Genomic DNA, 23166 nt, shown 5'->3' with positions numbered 1-23166 from the left:
CGTCCGGCGACGTTCCGGCCAAGGTCGTGTCCGAACGCATGGGCTGACCCGACCGGGACGCGGGGCAGGCCCCTATTCGTCGGTGCGGACCGCCTGGCCGGAATCCACCGGCAGGCGCGCGTTCTTCAGCTCGTCGCCGCTCGGCAGGCTGCGGACGTCCCAGCCGCCGCCCAGCGCACGGATGAGCGAGACGGCCGTGGTGAACCGGTTGAGGCGAATCTGCAGGGCGACGACCTCGTTGTTCAGGGCGAGCGCCTGCGCCGTGACCACGGTGGTGAAGTTCTGCGTTCCGGCTCGATACTCGTTCAGGGTGATCTCCACGGCGCGGCGGGCCGAGGCGACGGCCTCGTCCTGGGCCACCTGCTGCCGGGCCAGGATGCGCACGCCCGCAAGGCCGTTCTCGACCTCCGAGAAGGCGGTGAGCACGGTCTGGCGGTAACTGGCCACGCTGGCGTCATAGGCCGCGCGGGTGATGCGCAGGGCCGCCGCGCGGGCACCCCCGTCGTAGAACACCTCCGTGCCGGCGGCCGCCACCGACCAGACCTGATTGACGGCGGAGAACAGGCCGTTGGCCGGGCTGCCCGAGATCCCGCCGGAGGCCGAGAGCGTCACCGTGGGGTAGAACGCCGCCACGGCGACGCCGATCTGCTCGCTCTGGGCCTGGACGGTGCGTTCGGCCTGCGCGACGTCGGGACGTCGCTCGAGGAGCGTCGAAGGAATGCCGACCGGCACTGCGGGCGGCCGCGCGGCGAGCGGCGCCACCGGCAGGCTCAATTCGGAGGGCGGGCGGCCCACGAGGAGCGCGATGGCGTGCTCGAAGGTGGCGCGCTGCAGGCCGATGGCGATCGCCTGGGCCTGTGTGGTCTGGAGCTGCGTCTGGGCCGTGATCACGTCCGAGCGCGCGGCGACGCCGGCATTGTACTGGTTCTCGGTGATCGCGAGGCTCTTCTTGTAGCCCTCGATGTTCTCGTTGAGCACGCGCTGGAGCGAATCCTGGTAGCGCAGCGTCAGGTAGTTGATCGCGACCTCGGATTGGAGCGTCAGGCGCACCAGGGCGAGTTCGGCGGCGCTGGCCTGGGCCGTGGCGACCTCGCTCTCGATGTTGCGGCGGATGCGGCCGAACAGGTCGAGCTCCCAGCTTGCCTGACCCTGGAGCGAGACGTTGGTGCGCTCGATCCCGAGAGAGCGGGACCGCGAGACATTGGGGGCGCCCGTGACCGTGGGGAACAGGGCGGCACGGGCCTGGGCGACGAAGGCGCGCGCCTGCTCGTAGGCGGCCACCTGGGCCCGTAGGCTCTGGTTGTCGACATCCACGAGGCGGATCAGCCGGTCGAGGGTGGGATCGCGGAACACCCGCCACCAGTCTCCGCGCTCGGCCCCGTCATTGGGCGCGGCCGGACGCCAGCCCTTGCGGCTCGCCACGTAGGCGGCGCTGTCCTCGCGGGTGCCCCCCTCCTTGAACGCCAGGGGCGTCTCCACCGAGGGACGCGCATAGTCCGGACCGACCATGCAGCCCGAGACGGTGGTGGCCAGGAGGATGGCGGTGGCGCGGAGGGCGCCCGCGCGCGCACCGCCCTGTGCGGGAGAGCGGGAATCGCGAGCGGGCCCTATCAGCCGACGGAAATCGCTCATTCGGCAGGGCTCAGCGCTACGCCGGCCGCCGGCGCGCCGCGGCGGCGCAGCCGGTCGAGGTACAGGTAGACGACAGGGGTGGTGTAGAGGGTCAGGATCTGGCTCACGATCAGGCCGCCGACGATGGCGATGCCGAGGGGCCGCCGCAGCTCGGAGCCCTCTCCGCCGGCGAGGATGAGGGGCAAGGCACCGAGCATCGCGGCCAGCGTTGTCATCATGATCGGGCGGAAGCGCAAGAGGCAGGCCTCGAAGATTGCGTCCTGTGGCGAGGCCCCCCGGGTGCGTTCGGCATCGAGCGCGAAGTCGATCATCATGATCGCGTTCTTCTTCACGATGCCGATGAGCAGGAACACCGCGATCAGCGCGATGACGGTGAACTCGGTCCCCGAGACGAGGAGCGCCAGGAGGGCGCCGATGCCGGCCGAGGGCAGCGTCGACAGGATCGTCACGGGGTGGACGAAGCTCTCGTAGAGGATTCCAAGGATCGTGTAGACGGCGACGAGGGCGGCCAGGATCAGCAGCGGCTGGCGCGAGGACGATTCCTGGAAGCTCTTCGCCGAGCCGGCGAATTCGCCGTGGATCGTGGCGGGCAGGCGCAGGTCGGTGATCGCCGCGTCGATGGCGGCGGTGGCGTCCGACAGGCTCTTGCCCGGCACGAGGTTGAACGAGATCGTGGTGGCGACGAACAGGCCCTGATGGCTCACCTGAACCGGCGCATTGCCGGTCTCCAGCCGGGCGAAGGCCGAGAGCGGAATCATCGTCTCCTTGGAACTCGACACTGGCGCGCTGGACGAGGCGCCGCCCTTGCCGCCTGCGATGGCGTTGGCGGCCGCGTTGCGGGCCGAATCGGTGGCGATGGAGGCGGCGCTGGCGTCGGCGGTTGCCGTCGCGCCCACGGCGCCGTTCGCGGCAACGGCCGGGGCGCCCGCCACGCTGCCTGCCACCGCGTTGGTGGTGGCCGAGCCCCGCGCCTTGCCGCCCGAGGTCGAGACGTAGAGCATCTTCAGGGTGTCGGGGCTCTGGAGGTAGCGCGGGGCGATCTCCATCACGACGTGGTACTGGTTTAGCGGGTTGTAGATGGTCGAGACCTGGCGCTGGCCGAAGGCGTCGTAGAGCGTGTTGTCGATCTTGTCCGGGGTGAGGCCGTAGCGGAAGGCGCTGGCCCGGTCGATCACGAGGCGACTCTCCAGGCCGCCCTCCTGTTGGTCGGAGGTGACGTCGGCGAAGATCGGGTTCTTCTGCAGGGCCTGAACCAGCTTCGGCGCGGCCTGATACAGCTCCTCCGCAGTATCGCCCTGCAGGGTGTACTGGTACTGGGCGAAACTCTGGCGCCCGCCCATGCGCAGGTCCTGGCGCGGGAAGAGGTAGAGCCGGGCGCCGGCGACGCGGGACAGCTTCGGGCGCAGGCGCGCCATCACGGCGGTGATCGATTCGCGCTCGCCCCGGGGCTTGAGGCCGACGAAGACGTTGGCCGAATTCGTGCCGCGCCCGCCGGTGAAGCCGACGACGCTGTCCACGGCCGGATCGGCCTGCACGATGGCGGTGGCCTGTTCCAGCTTCTGCTTCATCGATTGGAACGAGATGCGCTGGTCGGCCTGGATGCCGCCCATCATCTGCCCCGTATCCTGCTCGGGGAAGAAGCCCTTCGGGACGATGATGTAGAGGTAGACGTTGAGCCCCACCGTCGCCAACAGGGTCAGGACGACGAGCCGCCGGTGCCGCATGGCGATTCGGAGGGTGCGCTCGTAGCCCGCGAGCATGCCGTCGAACCCGGCCTCCAGGCCCCGCACCAGCCAGTTCGGCCGCGCCGTCCCGTGCGACGCCTCGCGCCGGAGCAGGAGGGCGCACATCATCGGCGTGGTGGTGAGGGACAGCACCAGGGAGATCAGGATCGCGAGCGAGAGAGTGACGGCGAACTCCTGGAATAGGCGGCCGACGATGCCGCCCATCAGCAGGATCGGCAGGAACACCGCCACCAGGGAAAGGCTCATGGAGATGACGGTAAAGCCGACCTCGCGCGAGCCGAGAAGCGCCGCCTCGACCCGCGGCTTGCCCTGCTCGATGTGGCGCTGAATGTTCTCCAAGACCACGATGGCGTCGTCGACCACGAAGCCGGTGGCGATGATCAGCGCCATCAGGGACAGGATGTCGAGGCTGTAATTGAGCAGGTACATCGCCGAGAAAGTGCCGACGATGGAGATCGGCACGGCGACGGCCGGGATCAGGGTGGCACGGCCCGAGCGCAGGAACAGGAACACCACGAAGATGACCAGGGCGACCGCGATGACCAGCGTCTCCTCGGTCTCGGCCAAGGACGCGCGGATGGTGGCGCTGCGGTCGCCCGTGACGGTGAGGTCGATGTCGCCGGGCAGCGCCGCCTTGACCTGCGGGATCGCGGCCTTGAGGCCCTTGATCGTCTCGACGACGTTGGAGCCGGGCTGCTTGTAGATGAACAGGATCACGCCCGGCTTGCCGTTGACGAGGCCGAGATTGCGCCGGTCCTCGACGGAATCCTCGATCTTGCCGACATCCGTGAGGCGCACGGCGGCACCGTTGCGATAGGCCACCACGAGGTCGCGATAATCGGCGGCCACCCGGCCCTGGTCGTTGGCGTAAAGCTGGTAGTGGCGGGTGTCGGTCTCGATCGCGCCCTTGGGCGAATTGGCGTTGGCCGAGGCCAGGGCTGCGCGGATGCCCTCGAGGCCGATGCCGTAGTTGAACAGGGCCGTCGGATCGAGTTCCACCCGCACGGCGGGAAGCGACGAGCCGCCGATATCGACGTTTCCGACCCCGGGGAGCTGGGACATCTTCTGCTGCACCACCGTGGCGGCGGAATCGTACAGCTGTCCCGGCGTCAGGGTGTCGGAGGTCAGGCCCAGGATGAGGATCGGGGCATCGGCCGGGTTGAACTTCCGGTAGGTCGGGTTCGAGCGGAGCGCCGTGGGCAGGTCGGCCCGCGCGGCGTTGATTGCTGCCTGGACATCGCGGGCCGCGCCGTCGATGTCGCGGTTGAGCCCGAACATCAGCACGAGGCGTACCGAGCCGAGCGAACTCGTCGAGGTCATCTCGGTGACGTCGGCGATGGAGCCGAGGCGGCGCTCCAGGGGCGCCGCCACCGTGGTGGCCATGGTTTCCGGCGAGGCGCCCGCCATCTGCGCCTGGACCAGAATGACGGGGAAATCCACCTGCGGCAGCGGCGCCACCGGCAGCTTCATGAAAGCGAAGATGCCGGCGAGCAGCACGCCGATGGTCAGGAGCGTGGTGGCGACGGGCCGCCGGATGAACGGCTCGGAGACGTTCACGGCAGCGCCTCGACGCTGTCGGCCCCGCCGGCGCGGCGGCCGGAGAGGCGGCGCTCCAGGCGGTCGAAGGCGAGGTAGATCACCGGGGTGGTGAACAGGGTCAGCACCTGGCTGACGATGAGGCCGCCCGCGATGACGATGCCCAGGGGCTGGCGCAGTTCGGAGCCGACGCCGGTGCCGACGATGAGGGGCACGGCGGCGAACAGCGCCGCCAGCGTCGTCATCAGGATCGGCCGGAAGCGCAGGATGCAGGCTTCGTAGATCGCATCGCGGGGGCTCATCCCTTCCTCGCGCTCGGCCTGGAGCGCGAAATCGATCATCATGATGGCGTTCTTCTTCACGATGCCGATGAGAAGCACGATGCCGATGATCGCGATGATGTCGAGGGAGAGCCCGAACAGCATCAGCCCGATCAGCGCCCCGATGCCGGCAGAGGGCAGGGTCGACAGGATGGTGATCGGGTGGATGAAGCTCTCGTAGAGGACGCCGAGGACGATGTAGACGGTGACGATGGCGGCCAGCACCAGGAAGAGTTGGTTCGAGAGCGCCGACTGGAAGGCGAAGACCGACCCCTGCGGCACCACGCGGAAGCTCGGCGGGAGGTCGATGGACTGACGCGCCGCCTCCACCGCCGTGACGGCGTCGCCCAGGGCCGCGCCGGGGGCGAGGTTGAACGACACGGTGGTGGCGGGGAACTGCCCGAGATGGCTGATCAGCAGCGGCGCCCGCCGTTCGCTGACCTGGGCCACGGCGGAGAGCGGAACCTGGCCGGAGGCGACCGTCGAGGACGGCAGGTAGATGTGGTCCAGGCTCTCGATGGTCTTGTGCAGGTCGGGATCGGCCTCGAGGATGACCCGGTACTGGTTCGACTGGGTGAAGATCGTCGAGATGATGCGCTGGCCGAAAGCATCGTAGAGAGCGTTGTCGACCGTGGCCGGCGTGATGCCGTAGCGCCCGGCGGTGGGCCGGTCGATCGTGATGTAGGCGGCCAGCCCGCTCGCCTGCAGGTCGCTCGCCACGTCCATGAGCAGCGGCGAGGCCTGCAGCGCCCGTACGAAGCGCGGCACCCAGGTCTCGAACTCGGTCAGGTTCGGGTTCTCGAGGATGACCTGGTACTGGGTCGCGCCCACCGCCGTGTCGATGGTCAGGTCCTGCACCGATTGCAGGTAGAGGCGGATGCCTGCGACCTCGGTGGTGGCCGCCTTCAGCCGTTCGATGATCTCGGGGGCGCGGGCGGTGCGCTGCTCCTGCGGCCTCAGGTTGATGAGGAAGCGGCCGGAATTCAGCGTGACGTTCTGGCCATCGACGCCGATGAAGGACGACAGGCTCTGGACGTCCGGGTCCTTCAGCACGATGGCGGCGAGCTTCTGCTGGCGCTCGGCCATGGCGGCGTAGGAGACGGTCTGGTCCGCCTGGGTCACGCCCTGAATGACGCCCGTATCCTGAACGGGGAAGAACCCCTTGGGGATCACCACGAACAGGTAGGCGGTGAGCGCGATCGTGCCGAGGGTGACGATGAGGGTCAGCGTCTGGTGACGCAGCACCACCCGCAGCATGCGGCCGTAACCCGCGATGATGCCGTCCATGCCCCGGCGCGCGGTGCGGGCGACGACGCCTTCGCTGCGCTCGGCCTTGCCCGGCACGTGGGCTTTCAGCAGGCGCGCGCACAGCATCGGCACGAGGGTGAGCGAGACCACCGCCGAGATGATGATGGTGGCCGCCAGGGTGATCGCGAATTCGTGGAACAGGCGCCCGACCACGTCGCCCATGAAGAGGAGCGGGATCAGCACCGCGATCAGCGAGACGGTGAGCGAGATGATGGTGAAGCCGATCTCGCGGCTGCCCTTGAGCGCCGCTTCCAGGGGCGAGTCGCCCTCCTCCACGTGGCGGGCGATGTTCTCGATCACCACGATGGCGTCGTCGACCACGAAGCCGGTCGCGATGGTCAGCGCCATCAGCGACAGGTTGTCGAGGGAAAAGCCGTAGAGGTCCATGATCGCCATGGAGCCGATCAGGGAGAGGGGCACCGACAGGCTCGGGATCAGGGTCGCGGAGACGCTGCGGAGGAACAGGAAGATCACCAGCACCACGAGGCCGATGGCCAGCGCCAGCTCGACCTGCACGTCGTGCACCGAGGCGCGGATCGTGGTGGTGCGGTCGGTGAGCACGGTGACGCCGATGGCGGCTGGCAGGGTCGCCTGGAGCTGGGGCAGCAGCGCCTTGATCTTGTCGACGGTGGCGATGACGTTGGCGCCGGGCTGGCGCTGGATGTTCAGGATGACGGCGGGCGTCTCGTCCATCCAGGCGCCGAGCTTGGTGTTCTCGGGGCCGTTGACCACGTCGGCCACGTCGGACAGCCGGACCGGCGCGCCGTTCTTGTAGGCGATGATCGCGTCGTCATAGGCCTTGGGGTCGCGGATCTGGTCGTTGGCGTTGATCGCGTAGGACTGGGTCGGGCCGTCGATGGTGCCCTTGGGCGTATTGACGTTGAGGTTGGTGACCGTGGTGCGCAGGTCGTCGATGTTGAGCCCGTAGGCCGCCAGGGCGCGGGCGTTGAAGCGGATGCGCACGGCCGGGCGCTGTCCGCCACCGGTGCTGACGAGGCCGACGCCGGCCACCTGGGAGATCTTCTGGGCCAGGCGCGTCTCGGCGAGATCGCGCACTTCGGTCAGCGGCAGGGTCTTCGAGGTCAGCGCCAGGGTCAGGATCGGCGCATCGGCCGGATTGACCTTGGCGTAGATCGGCGGCGCCGGCAGGTCGGACGGCAGGAGGTTTCCGGCCGCGTTGATCGCCGCCTGCACCTGCTGCTCGGCGATGTCGAGGGGAAGGTCCAGGCTGAACTGCAGGGTGATGACGGAGGCCCCCGCCGAACTCTGCGAGGTCATCTGGTTCAGGTTGGCGAGTTGCCCGAACTGCCGCTCCAGGGGCGCCGTCACCGCCGAGGTCATTACCTCGGGGCTGGCCCCCGGATAGAAGGTCTGGATCTGGATCGTCGGGTAGTCCACCGACGGCAGGGCCGAGACCGGCAGGTTCAGGTACGACACCATGCCGACCAGGAGGATCGCCAGCATGAACAGCGTGGTGGCGACCGGCCGCAGGATGAAGAGGCGGGACGGATTCATCGGGTCATTGCGCCTCGGCCGGACGCTGCCGCCGGCGCTCGCGCTTCTGGCCCTCGGGAGCGACGGCATCGGCCTTGGCGGCGTCGGGCTTGGCGCCCTCGGTCACCGGCGCGGCGGCCGGCGTGCTCTGAGCCTCCGCCGGGGCGCCCTGGCTCCCCACCGCCTTGCCCTGGGCGTCGGCCGCATGGTCCCGCGGCGAGGCGTTCCGGGGCTTGCCGCCTTCCTCGGTGATGCGCACCGGGGCACCGTCGCGGAGCCGGTCGGTGCCGTCCACGACCACGCGGTCGCCGACGTTCAGCCCTTCGGTCACCACCGTCCGCACGCCGTCCGCCTCGCCGAGCTTGACTGGCCGGACCACGACCTTGTCGTCGCCCTGGAGGAGATAGACGTAGGTGCCCGGGGTTCCCCGCAGGATCGCCGCGGTCGGGACGATGGGTGCGTCGCGCACCGTATCGACGGTGAGCTTGGCGTTGACGAACTGGTTGGGAAAGAGCGCGTCGTCCTGGTTCTCGAAGATCGCGCGCAGCTTCACGGTGCCGGTGGTGGTGTCGATCTGGTTGTCCACCGTATCGAGCACGCCGGTGGCGATGACGTTGGTGTCGCCTCGGTCGTAGGCCGTGACCGCGAGCTTGGCGCCGGAGCGCACCCGGCGCATCACCCGCGCGACGTCGTCCTCCGGCAGGGTGAAGACCACCGAGATCGGGTGCAGTTGGGTCACCACCACGATGCTGGTCGAGGCCGCGGTGACGTAGTTGCCCTGATCGATCTGGCGCAGGCCGACTCGGCCCTCCACGGGCGAGATGATGCGGGTGTAGGTGATGTTGAGCTTCTGCTGGTCGACGAGGGCCTGGTCGGCCGCCACCGTACCCTCGTTCTGCTTCACGAGGGCGCCCTGGGTGTCGACGTTCTGCTTCGAGATCGAGTCCTGCTGGCTGAGCCGCTGGAAGCGGGCCAGATCCAGCTTCGAGTTCTGCAGAAGCGCCTGATCGCGCATCAGCTGGCCCTGATACTGAGCGAGCTGGGCCTCGTAGGGGCGCGAATCGATCTGGGCGAGGAAGTCGCCCTTCTTCACGGTCTGGCCCTCGCGGAACCCGATCTCGGTCAGATAGCCGCTGATCTGCGAGCGCACCGTCACGGTGGCGAGCGGAGTTACGGTGCCGAGGCCCGCGAGGACGATCGGCACGTCGCCGGGCGCGATCGTGGCGATGCCCACCGCCTGGGCCGGCTCGCCATGGCCGCCGCGCCCGCCCCCTCCCTTGCCTCGGCCGGAGGTGGCGGCGACCTGGGTCTCGGATTTGGGCGCGAGGTAGAAGCGGTATCCGGCGTATCCGGCCCCTGCCAGGATCAGCAGCAGGATGAACCAGAGCCCCGCCCGGCTGCGACGGGCCGGTGGCGCGGCGCGCGTCTCGCGCGGCAGCACGTCGCCCGGCCGCGCGTCGCCACGGACCGTCCCGGGGTATTCGCGCGCTGTCTCGGTGCGGATGGGTGAGGTTTCGTTCATGGCCTGACGATCATGGCGTGTTGCGGACGGCGTTGCGAGCGGAAGAACCGACAAGCCCCCACGAGACCAACGGCCTCCGGCGCACCGCAATCCCGTGCCGCGGGCCCGGTTCGCGCATGCCCGGTTGGCGCTCGCCCGGATCGGCAGGCGCTGCCGATGAAATAAGGTCCGTGGGCGCCCCGGGACAGGATCGAGCGACGTCGCACCCTGCGCCTCGCATCGGCAGGTCTCGGCCGATCACCGGCCCCATCCCATCGAAGCTCGACCCCGGCCGGTCCCAGGTCTTCAAGGCGGTCGCGGCACGGCATGAGAGACGCTCTAGGGAACCAATGCGACTCCAGTGCGGCCTTCGCGTTTCCACCGTATTGCTGCTGCGCCCGCGCTTGCAAATCCGTGTCGGGACGCTCCGGTGAACGCGGCCGGTCCTCGGGCAATCAGCCACCGGTAAACAGAAAAGGCCGCCGCTGGGGGAAGCGACGACCTCTTCTTGGGAAGGACCGGAGCGGCGACGACACGTGTACGGAACGAGGGGGCGAAGTCCCGCGCTGGCAATCACCGCTCCAGCCGTGAGTCGAGAGTTACGTGATGGCTGATGAAAGTCAACAATCGTCAGGCCAGCTGCTTGGCGGGGCTTTGGGCAGCGTGCGAGGACGCACATTTCACCGGGACGAAGGGGCGTGCTACGCCACGGCTCGACGCTCCGTTCCTTGCCCCCCGAACCCCCGCACTCCATGAATCCCGTGCTCGCCGACCTGCCGACGACCATCTTCACGGTGATGTCGGGCCTCGCCCGCGAACTCGGTGCGATCAACCTGGGTCAGGGCTTCCCGGACGATCCGGGACCGGAGGATGTCCGGCGCAAGGCCGCCGAGGCCGTGCTGCACGGCGACAACCAATACCCGCCGATGATGGGCTTGCCCGACTTGCGCCGGGCGATCGCGGCGCATTACGCGCATCATCAGGGGCTGGATCTCGACCCGGCGGCGGAGGTGATGGTGACGTCGGGGGCCACCGAGGCCATCGCCGCCGCCCTGTTCGCCCTGATCGCACCGGGTGACGAAGTCGTGCTGTTCGCCCCCCTCTACGACGCCTACCTGCCGCTGGTGCGCCGCGCCGGCGGCGTCGCGCGCATCGTGGCGCTCCGGCCCCCGCAGTTCCGCCTCGACGCGGACGCCCTCGCGGAGGCGTTCTCGGATCGGACGAAGCTCGTCATCCTGAACAATCCGCTCAATCCCAGCGCTACGATCTTCGGACGCGAGGACCTGGCGCTGCTCGCCGCCTTCTGCACGCGGCACGACGTGGTGGCGGTCTGCGACGAGGTCTGGGAGCATATCGTCTTCGACGGCGCACGGCATTGCCCGCTGATGGCGCTGCCGGGCATGCGCGACCGAACCGTGAAGATCGGCTCGGCCGGCAAGATCTTCGGCCTGACCGGCTGGAAGGTCGGTTTCGTGATGGCGGCGCCCCCCCTGATGCGGGTGGTCGCGAACGCCCACCAGTTCCTCACCTTCACGACGCCGCCTGCCCTGCAGGAGGCGGTGGCCTACGGGCTCGCCAAGGACGACGCTTACTTCACCGGCATGCGCGCACGCTTCGCCGCGTCCCGTGACCGCCTGTCGGCAGGCCTCACCGAGCGAGGCTTCCGGGTGCTGCCCTCCTACGGGACCTACTTCCTCAACGTCGACCTTGCGCCCCTCGGCTGCGACGACGACGTCGCGTTCTGCGACGACCTCGTGCGCCGGCACGGCGTGGCCGCGATTCCGATCAGCGCCTTCTATCCCGATGCCTCCGTGCGCCACCTCGTGCGGCTGTGTTTCGCCAAGGCCGACGACGTCCTCGACCGGGCGCTCGACCGGCTCACCGCCGTCGGGCGGCAGGCGGCCTGATGGGCCGGTTCGCAAGGGCGACGCTTGCGGGCGCGCGCGACCGGGGCCACATCCCGACGCATGACCACGCAGCACCCTTCTCACAGGCTGGACTTGCCCCGGAGCCCGACCATGGACTTCACCCGGACCGCCGGTGCCACGACCCGCTTCCGGCCCAAGGCGGACGACCGCGAGGCGACGCTGCTGCGCCTGGAGGCGTTCGCGCATCTCATGGACTCGGCCTTCGTGATCCCCGGCATCAACCGGCGGGTGGGCCTCGACGCCCTGGTGGGCCTCGTCCCGGTCGTGGGCGACGTCGCCGGTATGCTGCTGGCCTCCTACATCGTGGTGGAGGCGCGCCGGCTCGGGGCGCCACGCTGGCTCATCGCCCGGATGGCCCTGAACATCGCGGCCGACGGGGCGCTCGGCGCCGTCCCCCTGGCGGGCGACCTGTTCGATGCGGCGTTCAAGGCCAACCGCCGCAACGTGCGCCTGCTGCGGCGTCACCTGGAGCGACACGGCGGCTTGCGCCCGAACGAGATCGAGGGCACGGCGACGCACATCGACGGCTGAGATCCGGCGCACGGGGGGACGCCCGATGAACGAGGTCGCACGTCCCGACACCACCCAGGCGCTCGCCCTGCCCGCGCCGAGTCGCGGCCTGTCGCCGTTGAACCGGCGGCGGCTCGCCAATTTCCGGCGCAATCGCCTCGGCTACTGGTCGTTCCTGATCTTCACGGGCCTGTTTGTCACGAGTCTGTTCGCCGAGTTCATCGCCAATGACCGGCCACTGGTCGTCTCGTACAAGGGCGAGATCCTGTTCCCGGTGATCATCGACTATCCGGACGAGAAGTTTGGCGGCTTCTACGCCCGACCCAACTATCGCTCGGCGGAGACCCGCCAGGAGATCGCCGATAACGGCTGGGCGATCTGGCCCCCGATCCCCTATTCCTACGACACGATCATCGACGGGCTGCCGACCCCCTCCCCCTCGCCCCCGACCTGGATGCTCACCGAGGCCCAGTGCCAAACCGTGGGTAAGCCCTGCGCCGAGTTGGAGAAGCACTGGCTCGGAACCGACAACACCACGCGCGACGTGCTGGCGCGCATCATCTACGGCTTCCGCATCTCGGTGCTGTTCGGGCTGATCCTCGCCCTGATCTCCTCGGTGATCGGCGTGATCGCCGGAGCGGTACAGGGCTATTTCGGCGGCTGGGTCGACCTTGCCCTGCAGCGCTTCATCGAGGTCTGGAGCGGCATCCCGACCCTCTATCTCATCATCATCATCTCGGCCTTCATCGAGCCGGGCTTCTTCGTGCTGCTGGGCATCCTGCTGCTGTTCTCATGGGTGTCTCTCGTCGGGGTCGTGCGGGCGGAGTTCCTACGGGCCCGCAACTTCGAGTACGTGCGGGCCGCCCGGGCGCTGGGCCTCTCGAACATCCGCATCATGAGCCGCCACCTCCTGCCCAACGCGATGGTGGCGACGCTGACCTTCCTGCCCTTCATCCTCAACGGATCGATCGGGACGCTGACCTCCCTCGACTTCCTCGGCTTCGGCCTGCCCCCCGGCTCGGCCTCCCTGGGCGAGTTGCTGGCCCAGGGCAAGGACAACATCCAGGCGCCCTGGCTTGGACTGACTGGCTTCTTCGTGGTGGCGGTGATGCTGAGCCTGCTGGTCTTCGCCGGCGAGGCCGTCCGAGACGCCTTCGACCCGCGCAAATCCTTCGCCTGACAGCCGGTATTCGCGGCAGCGCGAAAAGCCTCGGGTGTCGTCCGATCAGCCCCTTAGAGCGGGCGCTGGCGGCCGCCGTCGAGCAGCCAGCCCCTGGCACGCAGGAGAAGGGACGGCCGGACCCGGGCAACGTCGTCGCCATCGACGAGGGGGGAGCCCGCGAGGGCGGCGAGATAGGCCTGTTCGCTGGGCCGGCAGGTGCGCAGGGCCGCGTCGGCGGCGATGACCCGGCTGGAGAGGGCGACCTCAAGGGCGAAGTTGCGGTTGAGGCAGGCGCGCCAGGAGGCGTGGCGCTCGGCCACGCTCGGGGCCTCCTGCGCCGCCGCGGAGGCGGCGAGCAGCATCAGCAGAGCGGGCGCTGCAGCGGTACGGCGGAGATCGCGGAAGGTCATGGACGGGGTATCCCGGAGCGGGATCACCCTCGCGCCGCCACGCTTAACCGCGCCTTAAAGGATCGGGTTGTCCACGATCCCGCATTGGGACAGCGTCAGCGGTTGGCGGTGGTGACGGGCGAGGCGGCCCGGCCGAGGGACACCCAGGCGACGGCATCCTGGCTCTCGCGCTTGATGAAGGTGTAACCGGTCTGACGCCAGGGCAGGATCGTGCTGGTCTTGTTGTCGAGGATGAGGTCGCCGCGATCGGTGATCAGGGTCAGGACGGCATGGCCTTCGCCCTTCTCGTCGATCACGACGGTCATCCGCATCGCCCGGCGCGGCAGCCCGGCCTCGGCCAGGAGCTTGCGCTTGAGGAGCTGGAAGTCCTCGCAATCCCCCGCGCCGTCCTCGGCGAGGTCCCAACGGTCCGCGACGTGCAGGTGGTCCATGTCGGTGACGGCGACCAGGGACTTGTTCACCCGGCGGTTGACCGAGACGATGGTGTTCCAGATCGTCGGCGTCAGGGCGATCTGGGCCGGTTCGGCGGTGTTCACCGCACATTCCGTCGCGTAGGCGGCGCAGAAATCGACCCAGGCGGCGATCGGGCGGGTCTGGACACCGGCACTGATGGCGCTCGGGACCGTGGGCAGGGCCGCCAGGGTCTGCGCTTCGGCGCCCGACACGGCGACGAGGCCCAGGGCCAGCGTCGCGGCACCGAAGGTGGCGAGACGGGTCTTCAGAGCCGAGAAACGCTGGGAAAACCCGTACCGCATGACCGCCCTTGGCCCCGTTAAGCTTCTGTTAACGAATGTCCCACGGCAGACGTTGCACCACAATCGGCGGGTTAAGAAAAGGTTAACGGTGTGGATGACGGCGCTTCGGTTCGTCGTCGCCCCGTCCGGCCGACGCAACGTTCTGACGCGACAGGCCCTGGATCGGCGGCGGCGGGACAGACACCGTCCGCGGACAGCCGCGAAGCATCGCCGGAGCCAATGCTGTCCAGGGACGTTCTGGCGGCCAGGCGTTGCTTTGCCAAACAACGAACAAGCCTGCATCGATCGGCTTGCGACGGAGGCTGAACAGGTCTTGATCGTCCTAAGCCTCTCACGGCTAGAGCTGAGACGCTTGTCCCCGGGCGAGGCGGCCCCATTTTTACCCGCGAGGGCGCAATCAGACCGAGAAAACGAGGCCTAGATGATTGACGCAGATCGACCCTTCCGGATCGCTCGGCCGCTGACGGCGCGCATGGCGCTCGCCCTTGCCCTGTCGGCCGTGATGATCCCCACCGCTCGTGCGCAGGAGACGCCCTACGTCAACCCGGAGCGCGGGACGTTCCTGATCCATGGCAATTACTGTGGCCCGGGCAATCGCAGCCCGCGCCCGCCCATCGATGCCCTGGACCTCGCCTGCATGCATCACGACATCTGCTCGCCGCCCAGGGGGCAGATCCCCACCTGTGCCTGCAACGACCGCCTGCACGTGGAGGCCGAGGCGGTCTCGGAGGATCAGACGCAGCCGCAGAGCCTGCGCGACACGGCCGGCTTCGTTGCCGACACTGCCCTCGCCCTACCCTGCCGCTGACGCCGCGTTCCGACAAGCGCCGCTGGCCAGTCTCAAGAAGCGCCGCTGGCCAGCCTTAAGAAGCGCCGCTGGCTAGACCCGGGGCGCGCCGCTGGCCGTGCCCCGGGTTCCTCTCGGCCTCAGGCCTGGGGCAGGTCCGGCGTAATCCCGAGGTTGGCGAGGCCCTCGTCAAGGAGGTCGCCCGCATTGGGAATGCCGAGGATCTCGCGGGCGGCCCCCTCACCGGCAGCCTCGCGCTCGCGGGCGAAGCGCACCGCCTCGGACCATTCCTCGGGTTCCATGTCGCCGCGCCCGATATAGAGAAGGGCCAGGAGGTCGGCGCGCTCGTCGTCGTTGAGGGCGCCGATCATCGACCGCAATTCTTCCTCGGTGGCGTCGTCCGTGCCCGAGATGAGCACGTCGGTGGCCCCGTCATCGGTGGGGTTGGAGCCGGAATCGGGGTCGGTCGGCCCTTCCTTCACATCGACGGCGCGCACGCGCAGGATGATTTCGGTGACCTTGTCGACGGCGATGTCCATGAACGCATTCCCGTTTCGGCGGCCGCCGGCAGCGGCGGCCCTGAGCAGCGACAACGGGCCAAGCCGGATCCGGTTCGCGTCGATCCGAACCGGTCCGCGCCGATGACGCGTTGGATCGGTGGCCTCGACGGGTGCCGCGGGGCCTGGGCCGGGGTCCTGCTGGACCTCGACGACCCCGCTCGCTACCGCGCCGTGCGCGTCACCCGGCCGGCCGACCTCCTCGACGGTCCCGAGGCACCGATCCGCGTGGGGATCGACTGTCCCATCGGCCTGGAGGCGCACGCGACCGGCGGCGGACGAAGTGCCGACCGGGCCGCGCGCGCTGTCCTGGGCGCCGGACGGGCGAGCGTGTTTCCGGTGCCGGCCCGCGCAGCGGTCTATGCCGGGACCTACGAAGAGGCGAAGGCGCTGTCACGGGCACACAGCACGCCGCCCTTCGCGCCCTCGATCCAGTGCTGGAACATCCTGCCCGCCGTCCGGGCGGTCGACGGGCTGCTACGGGCGCGACCGGATCTCATGGCGCGCCTTCACGAGGTTCATCCCGAGATCGTGTTCCGCTGCCTCAACGGCGGACAGCCCCTGGCGGCGGGCAAGAAGGGTTTGGGTCGCCAGGCGGGACTTGCCGAACGCCGCGCCCTGCTCGAACGGGCCGGCCTGCCGGAAGGCCTGATCGCGGGACGACCGTCCGGGATCGGTGCGGACGACCACCTCGATGCGCTGGCCGCCCTCGTCGTCGCCCGCGATCTCGCCGAGGGCCGCGCCCGCCCCCTGCCGGATCCACCCGACCGGGACGCCGAGGGACTTCCCATCGTGATCTGGATGCCGGCCGATCCGTCGAGCCACCCCCTGGCCGCAGGAGAAATCCCTGCTAGATCGGGGAGCTGAAGCGGGACGGTGGGACATGGACATGACGCAGGATCTGACCGTTCGCGACATCGCCCGGGCGCTGGTGTTCGATCCCGATCAGCGCCTTCTGCTCATCGCCTACGAGTCCGTGCGCCCGATCGATCCGGCGAGGCCGGAGGACCGCACCTTCTGGTTCATGCCCGGGGGCGGTCTCGAGGCCGGCGAGACGCATGTGGAGGCCTGCCGGCGCGAACTGTCCGAAGAAATCGGCGTGCCGGATGCCGAGATCGGACCACAGGTCGCGTCGTGCGACGGCCCCTTCCACCTGTTCCGGACGTCTCGCTATGCCCGCGAGCGCTACTTCGTCGTCCGCCTGCCCGACGCGACCGTGGATACGAGTCGTCTGGCGGAAACCGAGGACAACCCCGTCCTCGGCACCCGCTGGTGGACGCTGGCCGAACTCGCGTCCACGTCCGAGCGCATCGAGCCGAGGGGGTTGGTCGAGGTCGCCCGCGACATCGTTGCCGGGACGATACCGGCGGCGCCGGTCGTCCTAAACTGGCGGGAGCAACCGTAGCCCTCCGGCACGCCACGTGTTGGCGAGCCTCCCACGAAACCCATGAGCGAGGACCAACCCATGTTTCCAGAGACGCTGAAGGCCGGCTATCGCTCCTTCATCGACGGACGCCTGACCGACGAGGCCAAGCGCTACGCCAAGCTCGCCGAGGGTCAGAGCCCCGAGGTTCTGATGATCAGCTGCTGCGACAGCCGCGTCTCCCCGGAGGTGATCTTCGACACCGGACCGGGTGAACTCTTCGTGATCCGCAACGTCGCGAACATCGTCCCCCCGCACGAGACCGGCGGCGATTATCACGGCACCTCGGCGGCGATCGAGTTCGCTGTGGAGGGTCTGGAAGTGAAGCACATCGTGGTGCTGGGTCACGCCACCTGCGGCGGCATCAAGGCCTACGCCAACTCGTCGAAGCCGCTGTCGCAGGGCGACTTCATCGGTAAGTGGGTCTCCCTCGTGGGCCCCGCCGCCGAGAAGGTCGGTGCCCAGAACGGCCCCGACTACCTGACCCGCCTCGAATACGCGATGGTCGGCCAGAGCCTCACGAACCTGATGACCTTCCCGTTCGTGCGCAAGCGGGTGGAGAGCGGGCAGCTGGCCCTGCACGGCGCCCATTTCGGCATTGCCCGCGGGGAGTTGCTCCTGCGCGACCCCGAGACCGGCGCGTTCAACCCGGCCATCGACGGCGAGGGCCGCAGGCTCGGCCCGACCTCGTCGATCGGCTGCTTCCAGAGCTGAGTCCAGGGGCCGACGGCATCCCCGCAGCGGACAAGGCCCCTCACCGAAAAAGGACGCCGTGCCCCAGGGGCGCGGCGTCCTTTCGCGTTGTGCTGGTGTGCCGGGCCCTCGGGCCCGGCATCCGTTTCTTGGCTCAGCGAGCGCCCGGAAGGCTCTGGGCCATCTGGTAATGGGACTGCAGCACCGGCAGGGCCTGCTCCGCATGTGCGCGCAGGGCCGGATTCGGGCCGGAGGCGGCATAGGAGCGGAACATGCCGATGGTCATCTCGTGTGACTGGACCTGCATGCGACCGTAGAGACGGTCGAAGCGCGGGCCGGCCGGCGTCTGGGACAACTCGGCCAGCATCGCCTGCTGCTGCGGGTTCGGCTGGATGATCGTGGTACCGGCGGTGGTGTCGACATCGCCGCGCACGGCCTGGCTACCGGTCGCCGCACCGCGAGCCGCGCCCGAACCGATGCCCTCGACGCCCCCGATGGGACCGCCACTCAGAGTGCCGCCCACCGCGCCGGCGGCAGCGCCCGTGGCCGCACCGACCGCACCACCCGCCACCGCGAGCGGGGCGGTGATCAGGCCGCCGAGGCCCTCGTTGCCGCGGACCGCGGCGTAGTTGTTCTCGCCACCGGCCAGGGCGACGTTGGCGGCGCGGTGGTCACGGATCGCCTCGCGTGCGAAGCGCAGCACCTGCGGGTTGCGGCTCTTGTTGATCGCGATCTGGCTCGACTGAATCTCGAAGGCGTTGGCCTGCATGGCGTCCATGCGGAAGTCGCCCATGCTCTGCGCGAAGGCGGGAGCGGACAGAACGGTCATCACGGCGGTGAGAGCGAGAGTCTTCTTGATCATGTGTTCCTCTAATCCAACGCGACAGTGCAGCCTGAATGCCCCAAGGCTATTCATTCCTGACGGAGGGCGTGCCTGTCATGGTTGGTGGGCCAACGACGCGGTTGCGATTGGGTTCCCAACTTACACGGGTTCTTTTCTCAGCTTTCCCCAAACGAAACTGATCTTCTAAATGGCCAAGCTTTCTGCTCGATTAGCCTGTTCGGCGCACCTCTTGCGTACCGATTCAAGCACCTCGTCCAAGCACCTCGGGAAAACGTCGGGCGGGCCCGGCCATCCTGTTTTCCAGGACCGCGTTTCGCACTAGCTTGGTCCCATCGTGCCGTTGCGAGGAAGGCTCCCGATGAAGACCCTGCTCGTTCCCGTCGCGTCCCATGACGCTCTGCCCTCAGTCTTCGAGACCGCGATCCTCACCGCCCGCCGGTTCGGCAGCCTCATCGAGGGCGTCTCCCTGCGGCCGGCCCTGGCGGAGTACGTTCCCGTCGACATGGTCGGGGGCATGACCTGGCTCCGTGACGAGGAGGCCGACAAGGTCGAAGCCGAGCGCGCCGGGCGGCAGTTCATCGACTTCATGACCCAGGCCGGCCTGCCGCTCGCGGCCGAGGGTCCGTGCAACCCGGAGGCCCTGGCCGCCGGTCCGCGCTACCGCTGGCGGGCCGACGTACCGGCCGGCGACGGCTTCCTGGGCCATTACGCGCGCCTGTTCACCGCCACCGTGGTGGGCCGGCCCGGAACCGAGGACGGCGCCCCGCGGATGACCACCTTCGAGACCGCCCTGTTCGAGAGCGGACGGCCGATCCTGCTGGCGCCGCCGATCGCCCCCGCCACCCTCGGCGAGGCGATCCTGATCGCCTGGAACGGATCGACCGAGACGGCCCGCGCGGTGGCCTTCGCAATGCCGTTCCTGCGGCAGGCCAAGCGGATCCGCGTCATCAGCGTCGAGGGCGGGACGGTCCCGGGCCCGACGGCCGAGGAACTGGCGCGTGCCCTGGCCTGCGAGGGCATCAGCGCCGACTTCCGCGCCCATTCGGCCGGTCGGCGGACGCCCGGAGAGGTCTACCTCGCCGAGGCTGAAGCCTTCGGGTGCGACCTCCTCATCAAGGGCGCCTACACCCAGAGCCGCCTGCGACAGATGATCTTCGGTGGCCCGACGAGCCACCTCCTGGCCCATGCGGCGATCCCGATGCTGATGGCCCACTGACCTATCCGCATCGCGCGCAATTGACTTGCGCGCGCGGAGGATTGAGAGCACCGTCCCGGCGGCCGGTTCGAACCGGTTGCCAGGAATCCTCTGCATGAAGTCGCTGACTCTCGTCCTCGCCCTGTCCGGCCTCGCCCTCGGCCTTCCGGCCATGGCCGACTCCCCCGTCGTCCGCATCCGAGGCACGATCGAGGCGGTGGACGGCACCAGCGTCACCATCAAGCCGCGCATGGGCGCGCCGGTGCAGGTCAAGCTCGGCGACGGCGTTCGGGTCGCCACCGCCAATGCCGCCAAGATTAGCGACATTCAGCCCGACAGCTATATCGGGACCGCCGCCACGCCGCAGCCGGACGGAACCCTGAAGGCCCTCGAGGTCGCGGTGTTCGCGCCGAGCATGCGCGGAACCGGCGACGGCCACTACCCGTGGGATCTCGAGAAGGAGAACACCATGACCAACGGCGCGGTGGGCGCCCTCTCGGGGACCACCGACCGGACGATCCGGGTGACCTACAAGGGCGGCGAGAAGACCATCACCGTGCCGGAGGGCGTGCCGGTCGTGGCCCTGGCCCCCGGGGATGCCAGCAAGATCAAGCCGGGTGCCCGAATCGTGGCCTTCACCAAGGCGGATGCCGGCGGCGTCGCCGTGGCCGACCGGATGATCGTGGGCGAGAACGGCACCGTCCCGCCGATGTGAGCGGCGGCGGGCTCGGCCCCAACGCCCGAAGACGCCCGGGAAACCGGGTCGGGCGGGCGCCCCGCGCCCGTCCACCAACACCCCAGGGAGAACGCCATGATGAAGACGCTGCTCACCGGCCTCACCGTCGGCCTCGCGCTCGCCACCGCACCGGCGCGCGCCGCCGACGTGGTGCGCTACCGCGGCACCATCGAGTCGGTCGATGGTTCGACCGTCACGATCAAGCCCCGCATGGGCGAGACCAAGACCGTCACCTTCGGGGACGACACCAAGCTGCTGGCAGCCAGCACCGGCAAGCTCTCCGACATCAAGTCCGAGAGCTACATCGGCACCGCCGCGATCCCGCAGCCCGACGGCACCCAGAAGGCCCTGCAGGTGACGGTGTTCGCCTCCTCCCTGCGCGGCACCGCCGACGGCCACTATCCGTGGGATCTCGGCTCCAACTCCACCATGACCAACGGCGCCATCGGCAGCCTCTCCGGCACCGAGGGCCGGACGATGCTGGTCAAGTATCAGGGCGGCGAGAAGAAGGTGATGGTGCCGGAGGACGTGCCGGTGACCCTCGTCGACCCGGGCGAGAAGAGCATCGTGGTGCCGGGCGCCAAGGTCGTGGCCTTCACCAAGGCGGGCCCCGACGGCAAACTCAACGCCGCCGTGCTGATCGTCGGCCGCAACGGCACCGTCCCGTCGATGTGATCCCCTCCCCGGCCCCTCCGCCGCAGCGGACGGGGCCGGGTTTTCCGTCCCGAGAACCCGAGGTCCCGTTGACGATCGTCCCCGAAACACCGTCGCGCCTCGTGGTGATTCACCCGCTCGTGGTGCGGATCACGCACTGGATCAACGCCGTCGCGGTGTTCTGCATGCTGTTCAGCGGCTGGGCGATCTACAACGCCTCGCCGCTCTTTCCCTTCGCGTTCCCGAAATGGGCGACTCTCGGCGGCTGGCTCGGCGGCGCCCTGGCCTGGCACTTCGCCGCCATGTGGCTCTTCGCATTCAACGGCCTCGCCTACCTGATCTACGGCCTCCTCGCCCGCCACTTCGCCACCACCTTCCTGCCCCTGACCCCAGGCGCGATCTGGCGCGATGCCCGGGCCGCCCTGAGGTTCCGCCTCGTTCACCGGATCGGCCGTTACAACGCGGTCCAGCGCCTCGCCTACGGGGTCGCGATCGCGCTCGGCCTCCTCCTGGTCGCCTCCGGATGTGCCCTGTGGAAGCCCGTGCAGTGGCAGGCCCTGGCGAACCTGTTCGGCGGCTACGAGTGGGCGCGGCGTGTGCATTTCGCCGCCATGGCGGGCCTGGGAGGCTTCATCCTGCTCCACCTCGCCCTGGTGGCCATCGTGCCCAGTACGCTGCTGGCGATGATCACCGGCCGCGCCCGCGTCACCGAGGAGACCGTTCGCTGATGCCCCGCGATCCCGACGACGCCGCCCGCCTCAAGGCCCTGCGCCGCGACCTCGCCCCCGACCTCGCGCGCCTGGAGCGCCGGATGGTGCTGCGCGGCGGCCTCTCCCTGGGTGCCCTGACCCTGCTCTCCGGCTGCGACCTCTCCACCGGCAGCAACGGCACCCTGGCGGACCGCGTCCTCTGGGCGATGTCGCGGGCCAATGACCGGGTCCAGCAATGGCTGTTCGATCCCGCGACCCTGGCCCCGACCTACCCGGCCTCGATGATCGACAGCCCGTTCCGCTTCAACGCCTTCTACCCGCCGGACAACATTCCGGAGATCGACGAGGCGACCTGGAAGCTCGAGGTCTCCGGCCTCGTCGCCGACAAGGCGCCCTGGACCCTGGCGAAGCTGCGGGCCCTGCCGCAGGAGAGCCAGATCACCCGCCACATCTGCATCGAGGGCTGGAGCCAGATCGGGCAGTGGAGCGGCGTGCCGCTGCGGACCCTCCTGGAGCGGAGCGGCGCCGACCTCACCGCCAAGTTTGTCGGCTTCAAGTGCGCCGACCGCTACTACGGCAGCCTCGACATGCCGAGCGCCCTGCACCCGCAGACGATCTTGGCCCTCGACTTCGCCGGCCAGCCCCTCGCGCCCGAGTACGGCTATCCCCTGCGGGTCCGGGTGCCGACGAAGCTCGGCTTCAAGAGCCCGAAGCACATCGCGGCGATCTTCGTGACCAACGACTATCCGGGCGGCTACTGGGAGGACCAGGGCTACAACTGGTTCAGCGGGATCTGAGCGCCCCGCCCCTCGCATCGGCCACGGTTCCGTTCTACATCGCCTGGCGATGAGCACAGACTTCGCCCTCGACCCGCAGCTGGCCGCCGACACCGTGCACGTGGGCGACCTCGCCCTGTGCAGCGTCCTCCTCATGGACGATGCCCGCTTCCCCTGGTTGATCCTCGTCCCGCGCCGGGCCGGCGCCAGCGAGATCACCGATCTCGCCCCAGCGGATGCGCAGGCGCTGATGGACGAGCTGCGGATCGCCACCGGCGTGATGCTGACCCTGGCCAAGCCCGACAAGGTCAATGTCGCGGCGCTCGGCAACGTCGTCTCCCAACTCCACGTGCACGTGATCGGGCGCTTCCGCTCGGATCCGGCCTGGCCGAAGCCGGTCTGGGGCCTCGGCACCGCCACCCCCTACCCGCACCACGCCCGCGCCCAGATGATCGAGCGCATCGGCGCCCTGTTCGCGGCGGCTTGAGGC

21 protein-coding genes are annotated in these 23166 nt (G+C 69.2%); 13 read left to right on the top strand and 8 right to left on the bottom strand.

All coding sequences use genetic code 11. The features are described 5' to 3' along the window. Nucleotides 1–72: 72 nt before the first annotated feature. Genes CRT23_RS02305 through CRT23_RS02290 form a run of 4 tightly spaced genes read right to left on the bottom strand, consistent with a single transcriptional unit; the run spans nucleotide 73 to nucleotide 9557 of the window. Nucleotides 73–1632 (bottom strand): efflux transporter outer membrane subunit, encoded by a 1560-nt coding sequence (locus tag CRT23_RS02305; protein ID WP_103708392.1) that lies wholly within the window; start codon nucleotides 1630–1632, stop codon nucleotides 73–75. After that, nucleotides 1629–4934 carry an efflux RND transporter permease subunit gene (locus CRT23_RS02300; protein WP_103708391.1) on the bottom strand — a complete coding sequence of 1102 codons (3306 nt, stop codon included), beginning with the start codon at nucleotides 4932–4934 and terminating at the stop codon, nucleotides 1629–1631. The genes CRT23_RS02305 and CRT23_RS02300 overlap by 4 nt, the downstream gene beginning before the upstream one ends. After that, complete coding sequence (locus tag CRT23_RS02295; protein WP_103708390.1) at nucleotides 4931–8056, bottom strand: MdtB/MuxB family multidrug efflux RND transporter permease subunit; 3126 nt, start codon at nucleotides 8054–8056, stop codon at nucleotides 4931–4933. Before CRT23_RS02295 ends, CRT23_RS02300 begins: the two co-directional genes overlap by 4 nt. Before the next feature lie 4 nt (nucleotides 8057–8060). Then, the gene (locus tag CRT23_RS02290; protein ID WP_103708389.1) at nucleotides 8061–9557 is read right to left on the bottom strand and encodes an MdtA/MuxA family multidrug efflux RND transporter periplasmic adaptor subunit; all 1497 of its coding nucleotides are present in this window, start codon (nucleotides 9555–9557) and stop codon (nucleotides 8061–8063) included. Between the two features lie 731 nt (nucleotides 9558–10288). Here CRT23_RS02290 and CRT23_RS02285 point away from each other — a divergent pair. From CRT23_RS02285 to CRT23_RS02275, 3 genes are all read left to right on the top strand, one after another. Then, nucleotides 10289–11443, top strand: coding sequence for an aminotransferase (locus CRT23_RS02285; protein WP_103708388.1), 1155 nt, complete (start codon nucleotides 10289–10291; stop codon nucleotides 11441–11443). Nucleotides 11444–11554: 111 nt separating this feature from the next. Next, a complete protein-coding gene (locus CRT23_RS02280; RefSeq protein ID WP_055947593.1) occupies nucleotides 11555–11995 on the top strand; it encodes a DUF4112 domain-containing protein in 441 nt (146 codons plus the stop codon). Between the two features lie 25 nt (nucleotides 11996–12020). Further along, nucleotides 12021–13154 carry an ABC transporter permease gene (locus CRT23_RS02275; RefSeq protein ID WP_103708387.1) on the top strand — a complete coding sequence of 378 codons (1134 nt, stop codon included), beginning with the start codon at nucleotides 12021–12023 and terminating at the stop codon, nucleotides 13152–13154. Nucleotides 13155–13207: 53 nt separating this feature from the next. Here the strand turns inward: CRT23_RS02275 and CRT23_RS02270 are convergent, their stop codons facing one another. Both CRT23_RS02270 and CRT23_RS02265 read right to left on the bottom strand, forming a co-directional pair. Further along, nucleotides 13208–13546 carry a hypothetical protein gene (locus CRT23_RS02270; protein ID WP_103708386.1) on the bottom strand — a complete coding sequence of 113 codons (339 nt, stop codon included), beginning with the start codon at nucleotides 13544–13546 and terminating at the stop codon, nucleotides 13208–13210. Between the two features lie 95 nt (nucleotides 13547–13641). Continuing rightward, the gene (locus CRT23_RS02265) at nucleotides 13642–14301 is read right to left on the bottom strand and encodes a transglutaminase-like cysteine peptidase (protein ID WP_055947585.1); all 660 of its coding nucleotides are present in this window, start codon (nucleotides 14299–14301) and stop codon (nucleotides 13642–13644) included. 421 nt (nucleotides 14302–14722) lie between these two features. Between CRT23_RS02265 and CRT23_RS02260 the strand changes: the two genes are divergently transcribed. Then, entirely contained in the window at nucleotides 14723–15109 is a 387-nt protein-coding gene (locus CRT23_RS02260; protein ID WP_181017232.1) for a hypothetical protein, read from the top strand. A gap of 119 nt (nucleotides 15110–15228) precedes the next feature. Here CRT23_RS02260 and CRT23_RS02255 read toward each other — a convergent pair whose 3' ends face one another. Then, a complete protein-coding gene (locus CRT23_RS02255) occupies nucleotides 15229–15627 on the bottom strand; it encodes a DUF3775 domain-containing protein (RefSeq protein ID WP_055947582.1) in 399 nt (132 codons plus the stop codon). 102 nt (nucleotides 15628–15729) lie between these two features. Between CRT23_RS02255 and CRT23_RS02250 the strand changes: the two genes are divergently transcribed. The 3 genes from CRT23_RS02250 to CRT23_RS02240 are packed head-to-tail and all read left to right on the top strand — an operon-like array spanning nucleotide 15730 to nucleotide 17782. Next, complete coding sequence (locus tag CRT23_RS02250; protein WP_103708385.1) at nucleotides 15730–16512, top strand: DUF429 domain-containing protein; 783 nt, start codon at nucleotides 15730–15732, stop codon at nucleotides 16510–16512. Between the two features lie 22 nt (nucleotides 16513–16534). After that, the gene (locus CRT23_RS02245; RefSeq protein WP_055948811.1) at nucleotides 16535–17050 is read left to right on the top strand and encodes an NUDIX domain-containing protein; all 516 of its coding nucleotides are present in this window, start codon (nucleotides 16535–16537) and stop codon (nucleotides 17048–17050) included. Nucleotides 17051–17110: 60 nt separating this feature from the next. Beyond that, complete coding sequence (locus CRT23_RS02240) at nucleotides 17111–17782, top strand: carbonic anhydrase (RefSeq protein WP_055948808.1); 672 nt, start codon at nucleotides 17111–17113, stop codon at nucleotides 17780–17782. A 133-nt stretch (nucleotides 17783–17915) separates the two neighbouring features. On the opposite strand, the gene CRT23_RS02235 is transcribed toward CRT23_RS02240, so the two are convergent. Further along, the gene (locus tag CRT23_RS02235; protein WP_103708383.1) at nucleotides 17916–18623 is read right to left on the bottom strand and encodes a DUF4142 domain-containing protein; all 708 of its coding nucleotides are present in this window, start codon (nucleotides 18621–18623) and stop codon (nucleotides 17916–17918) included. Between the two features lie 340 nt (nucleotides 18624–18963). Here CRT23_RS02235 and CRT23_RS02230 point away from each other — a divergent pair, with 340 nt between their 5' ends. From CRT23_RS02230 to CRT23_RS02205, 6 genes are all read left to right on the top strand, one after another. After that, complete coding sequence (locus CRT23_RS02230) at nucleotides 18964–19821, top strand: universal stress protein (RefSeq protein ID WP_103708382.1); 858 nt, start codon at nucleotides 18964–18966, stop codon at nucleotides 19819–19821. A 94-nt stretch (nucleotides 19822–19915) separates the two neighbouring features. Continuing rightward, a complete protein-coding gene (locus CRT23_RS02225; protein WP_103708381.1) occupies nucleotides 19916–20515 on the top strand; it encodes a hypothetical protein in 600 nt (199 codons plus the stop codon). 96 nt (nucleotides 20516–20611) lie between these two features. Next, nucleotides 20612–21211: a hypothetical protein gene (locus CRT23_RS02220; protein ID WP_055947567.1), complete on the top strand. Its 600-nt coding sequence runs from the start codon at nucleotides 20612–20614 to the stop codon at nucleotides 21209–21211. Nucleotides 21212–21279: 68 nt separating this feature from the next. Next, a complete protein-coding gene (locus CRT23_RS02215; protein ID WP_245435911.1) occupies nucleotides 21280–21918 on the top strand; it encodes a cytochrome b/b6 domain-containing protein in 639 nt (212 codons plus the stop codon). Beyond that, complete coding sequence (locus tag CRT23_RS02210) at nucleotides 21918–22697, top strand: molybdopterin-dependent oxidoreductase (protein WP_103708380.1); 780 nt, start codon at nucleotides 21918–21920, stop codon at nucleotides 22695–22697. Before CRT23_RS02215 ends, CRT23_RS02210 begins: the two co-directional genes overlap by 1 nt. A 49-nt stretch (nucleotides 22698–22746) precedes the next feature. After that, nucleotides 22747–23163, top strand: coding sequence for an HIT domain-containing protein (locus CRT23_RS02205; protein WP_055947559.1), 417 nt, complete (start codon nucleotides 22747–22749; stop codon nucleotides 23161–23163). Nucleotides 23164–23166: the final 3 nt, after the last annotated feature.

This window comes from Methylobacterium sp. V23 (assembly GCF_002917135.1).
In the GTDB taxonomy this organism is placed as follows: Bacteria; Pseudomonadota; Alphaproteobacteria; order Rhizobiales; family Beijerinckiaceae; genus Methylobacterium.
This window is presented reverse-complemented; position numbering and strand designations above follow the sequence as displayed.